Raw genomic sequence first — 18,232 nt, forward strand, 5'->3', positions numbered from 1 at the left:
CTCATGTCAACAAGACTTGCACATGCCTACAAAAAAACAATTCCCACCTTGTCCAAACAAAACGGAGCTGCACAGAAGCTATTGGCATTTGCCAGTTTAATCATGCTCGTTCTCATTTTTTCCATCTCGTCGAGCAACTTTTTCCAATTCGATAACCTCATTGCTATTATGCTCTCAACCGCCGTTATCGGGGTTCTAGCGTTAGGCTCTACGTTCGTTATCATCACCTCGGGGATCGATTTGGCCGTTGGAACCGTGATGACCTTTTCCTCCGTCATGGCCGGCGTGATCATCACGACGTGGCAGCTCCCGATGCCGCTCGGCATTGTCGGAGGCATTCTGACTGGGGCTGTCTGCGGACTCATTAGCGGGCTGCTTGTAGCTAAAATGAAAATTCCGCCCTTCATCGCAACGCTTGCCATGATGATGGTGACGAAGGGCTTATCGCTTGTCATATCGGGAACGAAGCCGATTTATTTTAACGATACGCCTGCATTCACGAAGATTTCGATGGGCTCACTAGTTAGCGACATTTTCCCAGGTGTGGAAATTCCGAACGCGATTCTCGTGTTCTTCGGCGCTGCGATCATAGCCAGTATTATTTTGACCAAAACGATCATTGGCCGTTACAACTTTGCCCTAGGCAGCAATGAAGAATCTACTAGGCTTTCTGGCGTCAACGTGGACTACTGGAAAATCGTCATTTACACACTAACAGGTGTGTTCAGCGGAATTGCCGGCATCATGATGGCCTCTCGCCTCAACTCAGCGCAGCCTGCACTTGGATCTGGCTATGAGCTCGAAGCCATCGCAGCCGTGGTCATTGGGGGCACGTCCCTCAGCGGGGGCAAAGGTTCCATCCTTGGAACCGTCATCGGTGCGCTGATCATGAGTGTGCTGACGAATGGACTTCGTATTTTATCCGTGAAGCAGGAGTGGCAGACGGTAATTGTCGGGATCGTCATTGTGCTGGCGGTATACGCAGATATGATGCGCCGCCGCAAGAAATAACCTTGGTATTCACTCCGTCAGGAGTCCTATACAACCAAAAATTGAGAAGCAAGGGGCGAGGTACAGTGCTTAAACGGACAAAGAAATTGGCTGTTGCATCATCTTTGGTATTGCTGTCAGCCATTTTATTGAGTGCATGCAGTTCCACGACGAAAACAGCGACATCCACAGCGGGATCAACGACAACAGTAAAGTCAGATAAAATCTATATTCCGGTCATCTCCAAGGGCTTCCAGCACCAGTTCTGGCAAGCGGTGAAGCAAGGCGCAGAGAAAGCAGCGAAGGAATTCAATGTGGAGATTACATTTGAAGGTCCTGAGACAGAAACACAGGTGGATAAGCAAATTGAAATGCTGCAAGCTGCACTGGGCAAAAAGCCACAGGCCATCGCATTCGCTGCCCTTGACAGTAAGGCGGCGACGCCGCTGCTCGAGAAGGCCAAAGCAAGCAAAATCCCGGTCATCGGCTTCGACTCCGGTGTGGATAGCGACATTCCGGTGACGACTGCCGCTACTGATAATAAAGCGGCTGCTGCGCTCGCCGCCGACAAAATGGCTGCGCTTATCGGAGGCGAAGGCGAAATCGCACTTGTCGTGCATGACCAAACGAGCCGCACAGGGATCGATCGTCGAGATGGCTTCACGAATCAGATCAAAGCAAAATATCCGAACATCAAAATCGTCGATACCCAATACGGCGGTGGCGACCAGCTCAAATCAACAGACTTAGCCAAAGCGATTGTTCAAGCACACCCGAATATCAAAGGCTTCTTCGGTGCCAATGAAGGTTCAGCTATCGGTGTTCTGAATGCGGTGACTGAGCTCAAGAAAGACAAAATCGTTGTTATCGGTTACGACTCCGGCAAACAACAAATGGATGCCATCCGCAGCGGTAAAATGGCTGGGGCGATTACGCAAGATCCGATCGGCATCGGCTATTGGTCCGTAAAAGCGGCCGTGCAAGCGATCAAAGGCGAAACAGTTGCCAAAAACATCGATACAGGTTTCCACTGGTATGACAAAACGAACATTGATGCTGCGGATATCAAGCCGCTACTTTACGAATAAAAACGACATCATGCGACGTTATATTTAAATTGGAAATGAATTAGAAAAACTGTCTGCAGGAAGCATCTTTCACGCTAACATGGTGAATGATGCTTTTTTTTGCTGCGTAGTTAAGTTCTCGGGATGATTGTTGATTCATGCTCGTTAATGTGTACAATTAACTTTAAAATCCGACAGAGACCGATACATCGTTCAATCTAAAAGTGGGAAGCTATGTATAGTCCACAAAGGAGTAAGTCATGGAGACGTATTGCAAGATATTAATTGTTGATGATGAGATGCTAGTTCGTCAAGGGATCAGACATCTTCTCGATTGGGAAAGCGAAGGATTCCAGATTGTCGGCGAGGCTTCTAACGGTCAGGATGCGCTTGACATGGTCAAGCGACTCGAACCCAACCTGATCCTGACAGATATTGTTATGCCGGTTATGAGTGGAGAGGAATTGGTCAGAGTTGTGAAAGGCCTCTATCCAGAGATTGAAATCGTGGTGCTCAGCAGCTACGGTGAATTTGAGTATGTGCGCTCTACGTTTCAGAATGGTGTAGCAGATTATTTATTAAAACCTAAATTAGATGCAAATTCGCTGTTAGCTGTATTAAAAAAGACCGTACAAGGGATGCCAGCCTTTCGACACATGGACTTTACGAATGAAAAAGGACAGTCTGTCGACTATGTGTTGGACAGGCTCATTTCCGGCTATGCCATGGAGATGGAGGGTGCGGAGATCAGTACTCACTTCCCGTATCCTTGCTTTATTTTATTCGTTGCAGATATGCAAGATAGCTCATCTTCTTCGATGAAACGAAACGAGGAATGGATCGAAACCTTATTGAAAGGGTTGGTTCAGGATGCCGAGCAACCCTTTATCATTCATCGTTTGTCCCATCAAGACAGCCATGTCCGATTTTTGCTGAATACAGAGGATGCTAGCAGAATGGATGCCATTCATTTATGTGAACAGGTAGTGGATTCTGGCGTAAGAGGGGGATCCTCCTTCTATGTGGCGCTTAGCAAAAATTTCAAGAAAATCGAAGAACTCCATGACGTATATACGCAAGATATTCTCAAAGTGTTGGATCACCGTTTCTTTTTATCGGATCAACAACTGTTCTTTGCAGACGAACTGGTAGAACATGAAGGGAACGGAGAATCATTTGATTCGGAGGCGTTTAGCGCTGAACTGAATCATCAAGATTTTCAACAAGCTTTTGAACGTCTTGGCCGTTATGTAGCCTCCATGCCTGGCAGATTGGATACGGATATGTTCGAGTTTAAATCCTTTCTAGGCCACAGCCTATTCAATATTATTGTCTCTTTACTGCATTTTCACTATGAGGCTAGAACGCTGGATGAAGCGAAGTATGAGTATTTCCGTGCCATTCATGAGGCCAAACATATCGGGGAAGTGCGTGCTCTTCTAGCCAAGTTTCTTAATGAGGCGACAGACTGTGTGACAGGAAACAAAACGAGTTCTCCGGGCATACAGAAGATTTTAATGTATCTGGATGAGCATTTTACGGAACCGCTGACGCTGACAGAAGTAGCCAAACAGTTTCATTTCAACCCCTCCTATCTATCCAATTATTTCACCATTCATAATAAAGAAGGCTTCAATGAGTATTTGAATCGGATTCGGATCGAACGTGCGTGTGAATTACTAAGAGATAGCACGCATATGTCGATTTCAGAAATTAGCGCTCTTGTTGGCTACTCCGATCATAGTTACTTCACGAAAGTGTTTCGGAAGTTGATGGGGACTTCACCTAGCCACTATCGCAAAAAATGAAGACGAAGGGAATCATAAGACATATGGGGGCATGGTTAAGAAAATTCTCCGATCAAAGCTTATTCAGTAAGTTGTTTCTTGTGATGGTGCTTAGCATGATCACTGTCACGGTGGCGACTTCTTGGGTTACCGTGCAAATGTCGGAAAAGCTTTTTGTGAAGACATTTAGTATCACAAATTCCAAAATAATTGAACAAATTAAAAGCGGTTTGGAATCCATTCATTATTCAAATGTAAATATTGTCGTTAACGCAGCGCAAAGCGGCGCGATTAAGAGTTTTCTGACCGAAGGAGATACCGATTCGGTAACCAACTTCAAGGTGGCCTTCGGTATGAGCGAACAGATGAAGCGAATCCAGTCGGGCATTGGAGCCAAGAACATTGGGATGATCATTTCGGGCATAAATGGCAAAAACTATACGAGCGACCGTACCTACTGGTCAGGTTCTTTGGCGGATTTAGGGCGAAATCCGATTACACAAGAGTCGCGGAACCAGCCAGGACGCTTGTTATACAGCTATTTGGATGAAGGGAGGCCAGGTTCTGGAGATCCAGGACTGGTTGCCGCCAAAGCTCTGACTGATCCTGTCAGTAAAGATTGGTATGGGACGCTTTATATCATCATGAAAGAAAGCGATCTAAGATCCATTTATGCAAGCTTCACAAGTGATGGGAATGATGTGTTGATATTAGATCGTCAAGGTCTAATCGTTTCTAGCAATCGAGCTGAGCTGATCGGAACTACATCGAAAGAGCTCTTAGAGAGTGCCCAGAGGATTCGTCAGCATAACTTGGCCAATGATGAAATGGAGATGTCCGATAAGGATGTCATTGTATTGGCTGGAGAGTTGCCGTTGTACGATTTTTACATCATGAATGTCATTGATAAGAAGGCGACACTTGGTCAAATGCTCAACAGGAAAGCGATTTTCTTCATTGTTGCGGGAATCGTTGCTATTGCTGTGCTCCTTGTGTATGTGATTACGCGGAGGCTGACGCTCTCGTTAAGAAAGCTTGTTAAGAAAATGTCCACGGTAACGAAAGAGAATTTTCATAATTATATGGCGGTAACGGGCACCTATGAGACAAGGGAACTTAGCCGATCCTTCAATTTCATGCTCGATGAGTTGAACGACTATATTAGTCAGCTTGTTGAAACGCAGAAAGAGCAGCGCAAGGCAGAATTAGCCGCGCTGCAGCAGCAGATTAATCCGCATTTTTTATATAATACGCTAGCTTCTGTTAACATCCTTGTTCAGCGAGGGAGCCAAGAGTCCGCCACGCAAACGATTCATGCGCTTATTTCTCTCCTGCAGAATACCATCAGCAATGTCAAAGAAACGATTCCCGTTGTGCAAGAGTTGGTGAATTTAAAGCATTACGTATTCATTAATCAGATTCGTTATGGCCAAGGGATTAAGGTTGATTACTTTGTTTCACCGGACTGCTTCCCTGCGCAAGTGCCTAATTTGATGCTGCAACCTTTTATTGAGAATGCTTTTTTTCATGCTTTTAATAAGAAAGGTACGGGATATATTTATGTCATCATCACGAAAGAGAGGGATACGCTGCTCTGTGAAGTCGTTGACAATGGGGATGGCATGGAACTTTCTAACGAAGCGGATGAGATGCCGAATCCCACAAGTGCAAGGCAAATGTTCACAGGAATTGGTATTCGTAATGTTCATGATCGCCTGGTTCTTTTGTACGGAGAAGAATATGGGGTTGCGATAACAAGCACGTTGGGACAAGGGACGAAAGTATCGATTACCCTTCCATGGCGTACAGAACAGTACACGTAGAAGTATAAAAAACTAAAATAAATACAAAATATAAAAATAATACAAATGAACGATGGAGGATGGGATTTCAGACACAATAAAAACGCTAATTTCAGTAAATTTCGTTCTAACAAGACGATTTGCCCAAATGATATTATCTATAAGTAAGCACTTACAAATTCAAATCATCAGGGGGATCATATGAAGAAGAAAATTTCTACGGTTTTACTTGCAAGTTTTATGCTTTTGACGGCATGTTCAAGTAATTCGTCAGACACATCATCAACGACTACTCCTAGCGGCGGTGCTGCAAGCACTAGTAAAGAAATTACCGTTTGGGCATGGGATAAGAACTTTAATATCGCAGCAATGAACCTAGCGAAAGACGCTTATGCCAAGGATCATCCTGATGTGAAGATCAATGTTGTTGAATATGCACAAGATGACATTATTCAAAAGATGAACACTGGTTTGAACTCTGGTTCAAAGTCAGGCCTTCCGAATGTTGTATTGATTGAAGATTATCGTGCACAAAGCTTTTTGAAAACATATCCAGATGCATTCGCAGATATGTCCGCATCCATTAAGGCTTCGGATTTCGCTGAATACAAGTTAGGCCCAACGAGCTTGAATGGCAAACAATACGGTGTGCCATTTGACTCCGGTGTTACTGGTCTTTACGTACGTAGAGATTATTTGGAAACAGCTGGCTATAAAGTTGATGATTTGAAAAATATCGATTGGCAGAAATTCATTGAAGTCGGTAAAGCGGTTAAAGCCAAAACAGGTAAAGATTTGCTGACGCAAGATCCAAATGATCTTGGTTTGATCCGTATGATGATTCAATCCGCAGGCGCTTGGTATCTGAAAAGTGACGGCACGACCCCAGATCTGAAAGACAACGCTGTGTTGAAAGAAGCTTTCGAAACATACAAAGAAATCATGAACGCGAACATTGTTAAAATCAACTCGGATTGGAACTCCTTCCTAGCTGGATTCAATAGCGGTGCTGTTGCTTCTGTTCCGACAGGTAACTGGATTACGCCATCGGTTAAATCACAAGCTGATCAATCCGGTAAATGGGCAGTTGTTCCTTTTCCTAAGTTGAAAAATACAGCTAGTTCCGTTAACGCATCTAACCTAGGGGGAAGCTCCTGGTATGTATTGAACAGTACGGGGAAAGATACCGCTGCTGATTTCCTTGGAAAAACACTCGGTTCTGATGTGAATTTGTATCAAAAATTAGTGACAGACGTAGGGGTTGTTGGTACTTATAAACCTGCTGCGCAAGGTGAAGCTTATACGAAAGCCGATGATTTCTTCGGAGGTCAAAAGGTGATTTCTGATTTCGCAACATGGACGGCTCAAATTCCTAAAGTCAACTATGGTCTGCATACGTATGCGATTGAAGATATTCTCAAAGTTGAGATGCAAAACTACCTGAAGGGTAAAGACATCGCAAAAGTATTCAGTGATGCTCAGTCCCAAGCAGAATCCCAACTTAAGTAAGTTTCTCTTCCCATTAACCTATGGAACGCTGACCTCTGAATTGCAAATATGCAAAGCAGGGGACAGCGTTTCGATTTTTCATCGTAAATAATGGAAGGATTTGAATTCTAATGAACTACTCGATGCGTAGCCGTGCAAAGCTTACGGGATGGCTGTTTATCGCTATTGCCGTATTGATGATATGTTTGTTTTACTTTTATCCCATGATTCAAGCATTGCTGCTATCCTTTAAAACAGGCGCGGGTGCGAATCTACATTTCAACGGGATCAGCAACTATAAGCGGCTCTTTAGCGATAAGACTTTTATTACTGCCGTGAAGAATACGTTTATCTATTTGATTATCCAGGTGCCGGTAATGATCATTCTTTCAATGATGATTTCCGTGTTGTTAAATGACAGTAAGCTTCGTTTCAAAGGATTTTTCCGTACAGCAATTTTCTTGCCTTGTGTAACTTCACTTGTTGCCTACTCGGTAGTTTTCAAATATTTATTTGGCAATGATGGTTTGATCAATATGGCTTTAATTAAGATTCACTTGATTTCACAGCCCATCGCATGGATTTCGGATCCTTTCTGGGCGAAAATTACGATTATCCTTGCCATTACATGGCGCTGGACAGGATATAATATGATTTTTTTCCTTTCCTCTTTGCAAAACATTGACAGCTCTATTTATGAGGCAGCTCGTATTGACGGAGCGTCTTCGATCAAGCAGTTTTTCTTTATTACGTTTCCAATGCTTAAGCCTATTGTTCTCTTCACGTCCATTACCTCGACGATTGGTACCCTGCAATTGTTCGATGAGATTATGAATATTACGAAGGGTGGCCCAGGTAATTCTACCCTCTCCATATCGCAGTACATCTACAATCTTTCGTTTAAATACACACCTGATTTTGGCTATGCAGCAACAGTTTCCTACTCGGTTGTTGTCATGATCATTGTGTTATCTGTCCTTCAAATCAAATTGGCGGGTGATAAAAAATGATAGCTCTAAGACGTACAATCATATATATCTTTCTTTTTGCAGTGGCTGTAATATCCATATTTCCATTCCTATGGATGGTTATTAGTTCCACGAATCTGTCTGTGGACGTTACGCAGGGCAGAATGTTACCAGGAACGCATTTCATGGACAACTTCCACAAATTAACGAAGTCAATCAATCTCGTTCCTGCACTTTGGAATTCATTGAGAATCTCGTTAGCTACAACGATCTTAGCCTTAGTGGTTGCTTCGCTAGCAGGTTATGCTTTTGAAATTTATCGGAGTAAAGCCAAGGATATCGTGTTTAATATCCTTCTTGTCTCCATGATGATTCCTTTCGCAGCGTTAATGGTTCCGCTTTACCAAATGTTTTCCAGCCTATCTCGTGCGGTCCCGTTTATCGGGATCAACACGATGAATGCGGTAGTCCTTCCGACATTTACGACAGCGTTTCTCATTTTCTTCTTCCGTCAAAGCACGAAAATGTTTGCTAAAGAGCTTCTGGAAGCTGGGCGTATTGATGGATTGACGGAATTAGGATTGTTTTTCCGTGTGTATATGCCGACAATGAAAACAACGTATTCAGCTGCCGCTATCATTACTTTTATGTCTAGCTGGAACAACTACTTGTGGCCGCTTATTGTCTTGCAAACACCGGAGAAACGAACAATTCCTTTGTTGATTTCCAATTTGGGTTCGAGTTATTCACCGGATTTTGGGGTGATTATGACGGCAATTGTGATCTCAACACTACCGACAGCGCTCGTATTTTTCTTAATGCAGAAACAATTTGTCGCTGGTATGGTAGGTTCTGTAAAATAGTGCTTAATTAGAGACCCTTTTTGGGTCTTATTTTTTGGGAGGCGTAGAAAAATGAAACATTCGGTACCAAGCCTTGATTGGCTTCAAGATGTGCGGGTTTTCAAAGTGAACAGGCTGGATGCCCATTCGGATCATCGCTATTATGAGTCAATGGCGTCTGCGGAGGCAGGCGCGCCTATGGATATGCGGCATAGCTTGAACGGGCGCTGGCAGTTCAGTTATGCGGTTAACCCCGCAAGTCGTGTGCAGTCTTTTTATCAAATGGATTATAACTGTAGTGCTTGGGAGCATATTCAAGTACCTGGCCATATCCAGCTTCAAGGCTGGGGGCAACCGCAATATGTCAACACGATGTATCCGTGGGATGGTGTAGAGGCGCTTCGTCCTCCGCACATTTCGCAAGAGCATAATCCAGTTGGCAGCTATGTGAAAAATTTTGAATTACCTGATACGATGTTTGGCAAGCCCGTCTATATTTCCTTCCAAGGAGTTGAATCGGCCTTCTATGTCTGGCTGAACGGGGAATTCATCGGTTACAGCGAGGATAGCTTTACGCCTGCTGAGTTTGACTTAACGCCTCATATTCGTGAAGGTGAGAATAAACTGGCTGTTGAGGTTTATCAGCGGAGCACAGGAAGCTGGCTCGAAGATCAGGATTTCTGGCGGATGTCAGGTATTTTCCGTGAGGTGTATTTGTACACCGTACCAAAAGTGCATGTATGGGATATGCGTGTGAAGGCAGATTTGGATGATGCATATGAGCAAGGACTGCTTGAGATTGAGCTCAAGCTTCGCAATGAGCATACGGAATCCGTTCGCGCTAAGCTGGAACTAAAGGATGCTGAAGGACAAATTTGCCTCACAAAAGAAGGTGAATTCCGTGGTGGCAACCTATCATTCAACGTTTCAGCAGGTACTGTTCAGCCTTGGAGTGCGGAAAGCCCTTATTTATATGCCGCGTGTATCTCGATCTACGATGAGAGCGGAAATTTAGTTGAAGCCATCGTTCAGAAGACGGGGTTCCGTCGTTTTGAAATGAAGGACAAGCTGATGTGCATCAATGGGAAACGCATTGTTTTCAAAGGTGTCAATCGACATGAGTTTAACAGCCGCAGCGGACGTGCGATTACGAAGCAGGATATGTTGTGGGATATTCAAACAATCAAGCGCAGTAACATTAATGCGGTCCGTACGTCTCACTATCCGAACCAGACGCTTTGGTATGAGCTTTGTGATGAGTACGGGGTCTATGTTATTGATGAAATGAATTTAGAGACGCACGGCTCATGGCAAAAGATGGGCGCTGTTGAACCTTCCTGGAATATTCCGGGTAACGATATGGGGTGGCAAGACATCGTAATGGACCGCGCGATTTCGATGGTGGAGCGGGATAAGAACCATCCGTCGATTCTCATTTGGTCTTGCGGTAATGAGTCGTATGCTGGCCAAGTTATTCTAAATGTGTCCAACTATTTCCGCGAAACGGATCCTACGCGATTAGTTCACTACGAAGGTGTTTTCTACGATCGCAATTATGGAGCTACCAGCGACATGGAAAGCCGCATGTATGCGAAGCCAGCGGATATTGAGGCGTACCTCAAAAGTCAACCAGATAAGCCATACATTAGCTGCGAATACATGCACGCGATGGGGAATTCCGTCGGAGGCCTTCATAAATATACGGAGCTTGAGAACAAATATCCGATGTATCAAGGCGGCTTTATTTGGGATTATATCGATCAGGCAATTGTGAAAAAGGACCGAAATGGCCGTGAGTTTTTGGCGTATGGTGGAGATTTCAAAGATCGTCCAACCGATTACAGCTTCTGCGGCAATGGTCTAGTCTTTGCTGATCGTCAAATAACACCTAAAATGCAGGAAGTTAAATTCCTGTATCAGAATATCAAGCTGGAACCAACAAGAACTCATATTAACATCGTGAACGAGAATTTATTTGCGAATACAGATGATTTCGTGCTTGTGTATCGTCTGTACCATGAGGGGAAAGAAATTGGCGGTGGGCAAGCGAATATCGAAGTCGAAGCTCAGAGTGAATTCAGTCTGCCAATTGAACTGCCAGATGTAGAAGAAATACCAGGTGAGTACTGCATTCAGGCTTCTTTGGTTCTGAGAGAAGCTACGATTTGGGCCGATGCTGGATTTGAGACTACGTTTGGTGAAACAACATTTGTGATTGGGGCAAGCCGTCAGAATGAGCAGCCATCTGGTGAAGTCGTCGTCGTTGAAGGCGATGTGAATATGAGCGTGACGGGTAAAGGTTTCTCCGTCATTTTCTCCAAACAGGTAGGATCGCTTGTTTCATTGAAATACGAGGGTCGCGAAATGATCGCAACGCCTCCTGCTCCATTATTCTGGCGGGCAACTACGGATAATGACAAAGGAACCGCGATGAGCTTTACGGCCGGGGCTTGGTATGCCGCCAGTCTTGCGCGCAAATGTGTCAATTGGGAGCTGCGTCAAGACAAAGGTTCGGCAACGGTCATTTTTGATTACAAATTCAGCATTAGCGCTGAAGTGACTGTTCGCATTGCATACACAGTATTAGCGAATGGAACGATTCGCGTGAATACACACTATAAAGGTGCCGCGGGTCTGCCGAATTTGCCGATACTAGCCGTATCGTTCAAGATGTCTGCGGATTATAACCAATCCGAATGGTATGCAATGGGGCCTGAGGAAAACTATATCGATCGCAATTTCGGTGCTCGTTTGGGCGTATTTAGCCGTCAAGTGGATCAATTGCCTACTCCTTATCTGGTTCCACAGGAATCTGGCAACCGGACCGGTGTCCGCCGTGTGAATGTGACGGATGTAGCGGGTATTGGTCTATCGATTCAGTCAGATCCATTAGCACCTGTAGAGTGCAACTTGTCTCCTTATACGGCATTTGAACTTGAACATGCGGATCATGCCTTTGAACTGCCAGAGGTTCATTACACGGTTGTTACTATTGCGGGCAAACAAATGGGTGTCGGCGGGGATGACAGTTGGGGTGCGCCTGTCCATGAAGAATATCAGATCCCAGCGGATCAAGAGATTCAGTTTGAGTTCTTCTTGTCTACTCATAACGTACCTTTATAAGCATAGTAGAAAAAGTTCTCGGTTCTCGGAAAATAATCATACAAGCGATAGGGGCTGCAATTATGCAGCCTCTTTTGTGTGCTTGTCAGCGATCGACTAAGGAGTATGCATTGCCAGTTACTGAGACTGCTGTGTACAATACACATAGAGCCTAATTCGATTTCGCCAGAGGTGAACCCAGATGTACACAATTATCATGATAGATGATGAGGATGAAGTCAGAGAAGGCATCAAGAAGAAGACGAACTGGGAAGCTTGCGGCTTCCAGCTGGTTGGTGATTACGATAATGGCCGTGACGCCTACGAGGCGGTTGAGCGGCTGCAGCCAGATGTCGTCATCACCGACATTAATATGCCGTTTATGGACGGACTTCAGCTCACGGAGCGGATAGTCGCCAAGTATCGTACTATTAAAGTCGTAATTGTAACCGGTTACGAGGATTTTGACTATGCGAAGCAAGCGATTAAGCTGAAGGTCAAAGACTATTTACTGAAGCCGATCAATAGTGCAGAATTCACAGAATTCCTACAGAAGCTATGCCTCGAGCTGGATGAGGAGCGTAAGCAGCGTGAGGACATCACGTTCCTTCGCCATCAATTTCAAGAGAGCATGCCCTTGCTGCGCGAGCGATTTCTGGAACGGTTGGTCACGTCCGGCATGCGGAAAGACGAGATCGAGCGGAAGCTGCCGATGTTTGGTTTGCACTTGAACGGTTCAGGTTCGGGGCATGCCGTGCTCGCCCTGGATATTGATGATTTTGGGAGGGAGCTGTACAGCGACCAGGTGGCGGAAGAAGAGCTGCTTCGGTTTGCGGCTTATAATATTCTGCATGAAATTGTAGAGAAGGAGTATGGCGGTACGGTTTTCCGGACCCGTGATGATAAGCTTGTCGGGCTCGTTTCGGGCGCTGAGGATCAGGTCGAGGTCATCTGCCAAACGCTGGCTGAACAAGCGAGATACAGCATTGAGAAATACTTAGGGATGACCGTCACGGTAGGCATTAGCCGCATGTGCGAGGGACTGCAGGAGCTGCCGAAGGCTTTTCAAGAGGCGCTAACGGCTCTCGATTACCGCTTTATGCTGGGAAATAATCGGATCATTGCTATTGGGGATATGGAGTTCGGGAGCAGCCAAGATAATACGAGCTATTTACGTACAGAGAAGAGATTGATTGCAGCGATCAAAACAGGTGAAAAGACGGCCATCACGAACACGCTGCACGAGTGGATCGACGATTTGAAGAAGTCGGCGTGCCCGATGGAGACTTGTTACGGCAAGCTGCACAAATTGCTCGTCGCCCTGATGAATGCTGGGGTGGAGACCGGGCTGGATGAAGGAGACATGCTAGGCGATCATTCGTTCATGGAACTCTACACACGCAAAACATTGGATGATGTGCGACTATGGCTAGAGGGCATTTGTTTAGCCTTCGTAGATCGGTTGGCGGAGAAGCGTACGCATGTGTCAGGGGCGCAGTTGGAGTCGGCGGTTGCCTATATCCATGAACATTATGCCGATGAGCAGCTTTCGCTGCAGCAGGTGTGCAATCATATCTATATGAGCATGAGCTACTTCAGCGCCTTATTTAAGCCGCATACGGGGGAGACCTTCATTGAGTATGTGACCCGATACCGGTTGGAGAAAGCCAAGGAAATGCTAGCCACCACACAGCTCAAAACGTATGAGCTCGCTGCCAAGGTCGGTTATGGTGATCCGCAATATTTTAGTGTGATTTTCAAAAGACATACGGGCATGACGCCGAAGGAGTTCAGAGCCGCCAACAAGGCTGGACTGAGCTTATGAGAAGTCTACTTCGATCCTTTCAATTCAAAAGCATTCATACGAAGTTCGCATTGGCCTTTTCTTGTTTAATTTTATGTACAACCGTCATTCTCAGCTATAGCGCCTATCGTCTCTCGACAGTTGCTGTAACGGATGCCTCGCTGACGTATACGAACCAACTGATGGAGCAAGTGAATAAGAATATCCAAACTTACATTGGCAACATGGAGAGCATTTCTACCCTTTCTTTGAGCAACACGGATCTGAGGCAATATCTCTCTCTGAAAAGTCTAGAAGATACGGAAGCGCAACAGCTGAAGAGCCAGATCAGCAGCTATTTCAGCACAATCGTTGCATCACGTAATGATATCGCTTCCATTGTGTTCATCGGTTCCAATGGTGCCGTTGTGTCGGATCGGGTGTCACCCGAATTTAAGCCCTATGCCGAGCTGATTTCACAGGAATGGTACACGAAAGCGAGCAGGAGCAAGGGGGATGTCGTCATTTCCTCTTCCCATGTGCAGCATGTGTATAAAGATGAATATAAATGGGTCGTTTCGATCTCGAAACAGATGCCAAGTTCACAGTCAGGAGGCGCAAGCGGGGTGCTGCTCGTTGACCTGAACTTTAACCTCATTAATGATTTGTGTAATCAAATTCAGTTGGGTCAGCGGGGGTACGTATTCATCCTCGATCAGAGCGGTGATCTCATTTATCATCCGCAGCAGCAGCTGCTGTATTCGGGCTTGAAATCGGAGGATATCCGTGCATTGATGCAGGCCAAGGATAGTACGTTCGAGAAGGTGGTGACGGATGAAAATAAGATCTATACCGTACGTACAACGAGCTTTGGTTGGAAAATGATTGGCGTAACCTATGCTGGTGACCTCAGCGGGAACAAAAAAGACATGCAGTTAACCTCCGCCATGTGGGGCGGTATTGCGCTTATTATTGCGCTGGCGATTTCGATTTGGCTGTCGATCACGTTGACCAAACCGATTAAACAGCTCGAAGTGCACATGAAGCAGGTTGAGAAGGGGAACTTCGACATCCGTGTTGATGTGGAAGGAGCGAATGAGATTAGCAAGCTGTCACGGACGTTCAATCTGATGATTAGCAAAATCAAAGAGCTGATGAGCCAGACGGTGCTGGATCAGGAGGTCAAACGGATTAGCGAGCTGAAGGCCTTGCAAGCGCAGATTCAGCCACATTTTCTATACAATACGCTGGATTCGATTATTTGGATGGCCGAGATGGGGAAAGTCGATGATGTTGTGACGATGACCTCTGCCTTGTCCAAGCTGCTGCGTTCGAGCATTAGCAAAGGGGAGGAACTCGTTCCTATCCGTGTGGAATTGGCTCATATTGAGAACTATTTAACGATACAAAATATCCGTTACCGCAATAAATTTACGTACGACATTGAGGTGGAAGCGGATCTATTGGAGGATCGTAGTTTGAAAATCGTGCTGCAGCCGCTCGTGGAAAATGCGATCTATCATGGCATGAAGCATTTGGCAGAAAGCGGGCATATCCGTATTACCGGGCGGAAGCGGGACGGTGTAATTGAGCTTAAGGTCATAGATAACGGCGTTGGCATGAGCGAGGAGCAGTTGAAGGCTTTAAGACTGAAGACAACACATCAATCGCAATCAGGGAAAGGCTTCGGTGTGCTTAATGTGAATCACCGTATTCAGCTGTACTTTGGAGAGCTGTACGGATTGCAATTCGAAAGCGAACTCGAAGAGGGTACGACAGTCACAATTACGTTTCCTGAAATGCCGCCCGTTCCGGATCAAAGTGAAGGCTAGAAGTGAGGTGTTCTTTTGAAAATTAGAATTAGTGCTGTTGTGATTACGCTTGCCGCTGCCGTTATTCTGATCACGGGATATCTAATCATCGCTAACCAATTCGGGGCCAAGAACAATTCCATTATTGTGATCCCCAAGACGATTGATCCACATGTGGAATTCTGGCAGGTGTTGAATCAAGGCGTATTTGCAGCCGCGAAAGAGTATAATGCAGAGATTAAGATCATGGGAACCGCATCGGAATCACAAATTGAGGAACAGATTAAGTTTGTGGAACAAGCGATAGCGGAGAAGCCGAAGGCGATCATACTGGCGGCTACGGACTACAATCGGCTAGTTCCTGTTGCTAGGCGTGCGATAGATGCAGGGATTACGCTGATCACGGTCGATTCAGGTCTTGCGGGCGGCCTTTCGGAGAGCTTTATTGCAACAGATAATTACGCGGCAGGGCGCAAAGCTGTGGAAACGATGAAGGGTTATGTGCAAGGGCCAGCAACGTACGCAATCGTTAGCTTTGTGAAAACCTCGACCACCCAGATGGATCGCGAAAACGGGGTGCGAGATAGCTTGAACAGTGATGCTTCCGTTAAGCTGCTAGATTCGTTGTATAGTAACGGATCTGAAGACAAGGCGTATGAGCAAACGAAGGAACTTCTCAGGGAGCACTCGGAAATCAAAGGCATTTTTGGTTTGAATGAGGTTTCGACTATTGGCGCCGGGAGGGCTCTAAAGGAGATGGACCCTGGGCGAACAATAAAGCTTGTCGGCTTTGACAGCTCAATGAATGAAATTTCCTTCCTTGAGGCTGGGATTTTGCAAGCAACGGTCGTCCAGAAGCCTTTTAACATGGGATATCTCGCTGTCAAAACGGCACTCCAAGCGCATCGCGGCGAAACGGTCAAACACGTGATGGATACGGGCTCTGAGGTTATCACCAAGGATAACATGTATACGAACGAGAATCAGAAGCTGTTGTTTCCTTTTGTCGGGAAATAGGATGGGACGACGATCTCGGTAGGTAGCTGTGATCGATCATCAGTAATTTCGAGGGATTTAGACAAACGTTCACGCTCTTCTGCAAAATTTCCCAGGAAATAGTAAGCGTCTTGTCGAAACTTAAGGGTATTAATGATAATGATACATGTAATGGAAAAACGGAGGTCACCTATGCCTGAAGTGGTATCCATCGGACCGCTGCAATTGCAGGGGCAATTAATCGCATTGTTGTTGGCGTGTGTGTTCGGGTTTTGGTTGATGCGGCGTGTATTGCGGCAATGGAATCAGGCAGAGCTGGAAGTGCCAGAAGGGGCTGAAGTGCCAAATGATGCTCGGGTAGCTGTAAAAGGTTTGGATGATTTGATCTTAAATGGGGTCTTGATCGTGTTCTTTACATGGCGATTAGGCGGCCTGCTGACGCAGCCATCCCTGCTATGGGAAAGTCCGATGAAGCTGCTTCTGACAGCAGGCTCTAAGATGGAGATCGTAGTAGGCATCGTGTTAGCGTATATCTATCTATCGTATCAAGTACGTAAGCATGGTATTGCTTGGCGAGTTTTGCTGGATATGTTGGCTATCGGTGCTGCGTCAGCGGTATTTCTTTATGCGGCGTTGACGCCTGTATTCGGACTGCCAACCCTTTTGCCCTGGGGGATTGGGGTGGAAGGTACCGTGTCGAGGTTTCATCCCCATCACGCGTACCTGGCGATCTTATTGCTGCCGTTACTGGTGTGGCAGCAGCTGTGGACTGCTCGTTCGACGACGGTTCTGGGATCAGGCAAGCTGCTGAAAGACACCTTGTTCTATGGCGGTGCAGCGGGGATGGTTGCGAGCTATTTTGCTTTATCGGAGCCGACCGCGGTGTATCTCACCCTTGAGCAGTTGATGAACCTACTCATGCTGATTATTGGAATGAACCTCCCTATTTTGTCACATACTACGGGCAGAAGGGAGCTGATAGATATGAGTCAGAATGATTCTAAAACGCAAATCCAGCAAGAACAGCAAAACCAAGAACGCGCTAAATCACCTGCCAGTAAAGAGGGTTATGTCGATAAAAAACTGGACGGTCCCAACCGCCCATCCACATGAGTCAGGATCATACGAAGTCGACCAAGTCAGCCAAGGAGCAGAGTGATCTCGATCCCTATGAGATTGAATTTCTACCACAGTTTGAACAGGGGCGAGGCCCGCGGCTTCCATTTGTGAATGAGTATGGTGTCACCATCGGTGATCATGATTATGAATCCGACAACTCTCCATTGGAGCAGTGGACATCGGACACGAACCCTGAGGTCATGGCGGGAGATCAATGGGTTCATCCCTTTAAGGATGTCGGCTTCCAAAGTGCCGAGAATCGAGAGCTATTTGAAGAGGGCATCAAGCCGCAGAGCGGGATATTTACCCATGCGGATAAGAATGTGGCCTCTGTGACGGCCGAAGCTACGACCAGCAAAAAAAATGATGAAGCGGAAGCCTAACAGCTTTCGCTTTATTTCTATGTTATGGAGCTGGGACATTGGACTTTGCTTTCATCGCTAACGGATGTATAATATAAGTTATAGTCATTACGTT

13 protein-coding genes are annotated in these 18,232 nt (G+C 45.8%); all 13 read left to right on the forward strand.

What is annotated here, in order from left to right; genetic code table 11:
* Positions 1-3: 3 nt before the first annotated feature.
* The 13 genes from ACSQ8P_RS02455 to ACSQ8P_RS02515 all read left to right on the forward strand — a co-directional run bounded on the left by ACSQ8P_RS02455 (position 4) and on the right by ACSQ8P_RS02515 (position 18,138).
* On the forward strand, positions 4-1,011 hold the full coding sequence (locus ACSQ8P_RS02455) for an ABC transporter permease (protein WP_436233751.1): 1,008 nt from the start codon (positions 4-6) through the stop codon (positions 1,009-1,011).
* A 65-nt stretch (positions 1,012-1,076) separates the two neighbouring features.
* Complete coding sequence (locus tag ACSQ8P_RS02460; RefSeq protein ID WP_436233752.1) at positions 1,077-2,078, forward strand: ABC transporter substrate-binding protein; 1,002 nt, start codon at positions 1,077-1,079, stop codon at positions 2,076-2,078.
* 239 nt (positions 2,079-2,317) lie between these two features.
* A complete protein-coding gene (locus tag ACSQ8P_RS02465) occupies positions 2,318-3,865 on the forward strand; it encodes a response regulator transcription factor (protein ID WP_436233753.1) in 1,548 nt (515 codons plus the stop codon).
* 23 nt (positions 3,866-3,888) lie between these two features.
* Positions 3,889-5,667, forward strand: a complete 1,779-nt coding sequence (locus tag ACSQ8P_RS02470) for a histidine kinase (protein ID WP_436239434.1) — start codon at positions 3,889-3,891, stop codon at positions 5,665-5,667.
* A gap of 180 nt (positions 5,668-5,847) precedes the next feature.
* Complete coding sequence (locus ACSQ8P_RS02475; RefSeq protein ID WP_436233754.1) at positions 5,848-7,155, forward strand: ABC transporter substrate-binding protein; 1,308 nt, start codon at positions 5,848-5,850, stop codon at positions 7,153-7,155.
* A gap of 122 nt (positions 7,156-7,277) precedes the next feature.
* Positions 7,278-8,144, forward strand: a complete 867-nt coding sequence (locus ACSQ8P_RS02480; RefSeq protein ID WP_436233755.1) for a carbohydrate ABC transporter permease — start codon at positions 7,278-7,280, stop codon at positions 8,142-8,144.
* On the forward strand, positions 8,141-8,965 hold the full coding sequence (locus tag ACSQ8P_RS02485) for a carbohydrate ABC transporter permease (RefSeq protein WP_436233756.1): 825 nt from the start codon (positions 8,141-8,143) through the stop codon (positions 8,963-8,965). Before ACSQ8P_RS02480 ends, ACSQ8P_RS02485 begins: the two co-directional genes overlap by 4 nt.
* 51 nt (positions 8,966-9,016) lie before the next feature.
* Positions 9,017-12,067 (forward strand): glycoside hydrolase family 2 TIM barrel-domain containing protein, encoded by a 3,051-nt coding sequence (locus ACSQ8P_RS02490; RefSeq protein WP_436233757.1) that lies wholly within the window; start codon positions 9,017-9,019, stop codon positions 12,065-12,067.
* Between the two features lie 181 nt (positions 12,068-12,248).
* Positions 12,249-13,871: a response regulator gene (locus tag ACSQ8P_RS02495; protein ID WP_436233758.1), complete on the forward strand. Its 1,623-nt coding sequence runs from the start codon at positions 12,249-12,251 to the stop codon at positions 13,869-13,871.
* Positions 13,868-15,661 (forward strand): cache domain-containing sensor histidine kinase, encoded by a 1,794-nt coding sequence (locus tag ACSQ8P_RS02500; protein ID WP_436233759.1) that lies wholly within the window; start codon positions 13,868-13,870, stop codon positions 15,659-15,661. The genes ACSQ8P_RS02495 and ACSQ8P_RS02500 overlap by 4 nt, the downstream gene beginning before the upstream one ends.
* Positions 15,662-15,676: 15 nt before the next feature.
* Positions 15,677-16,657: a substrate-binding domain-containing protein gene (locus ACSQ8P_RS02505; protein ID WP_436233760.1), complete on the forward strand. Its 981-nt coding sequence runs from the start codon at positions 15,677-15,679 to the stop codon at positions 16,655-16,657.
* A gap of 171 nt (positions 16,658-16,828) precedes the next feature.
* Positions 16,829-17,749 carry a hypothetical protein gene (locus tag ACSQ8P_RS02510; RefSeq protein ID WP_436233761.1) on the forward strand — a complete coding sequence of 307 codons (921 nt, stop codon included), beginning with the start codon at positions 16,829-16,831 and terminating at the stop codon, positions 17,747-17,749.
* Positions 17,746-18,138 (forward strand): DUF3905 domain-containing protein, encoded by a 393-nt coding sequence (locus ACSQ8P_RS02515; protein WP_436233762.1) that lies wholly within the window; start codon positions 17,746-17,748, stop codon positions 18,136-18,138. Before ACSQ8P_RS02510 ends, ACSQ8P_RS02515 begins: the two co-directional genes overlap by 4 nt.
* The last annotated feature ends 94 nt before the right edge of the window (positions 18,139-18,232 follow it).

It is taken from the genome of Paenibacillus sp. LjRoot153, from assembly GCF_964253085.1.
In the GTDB taxonomy this organism is placed as follows: domain Bacteria; phylum Bacillota; class Bacilli; order Paenibacillales; family NBRC-103111; genus Paenibacillus_E.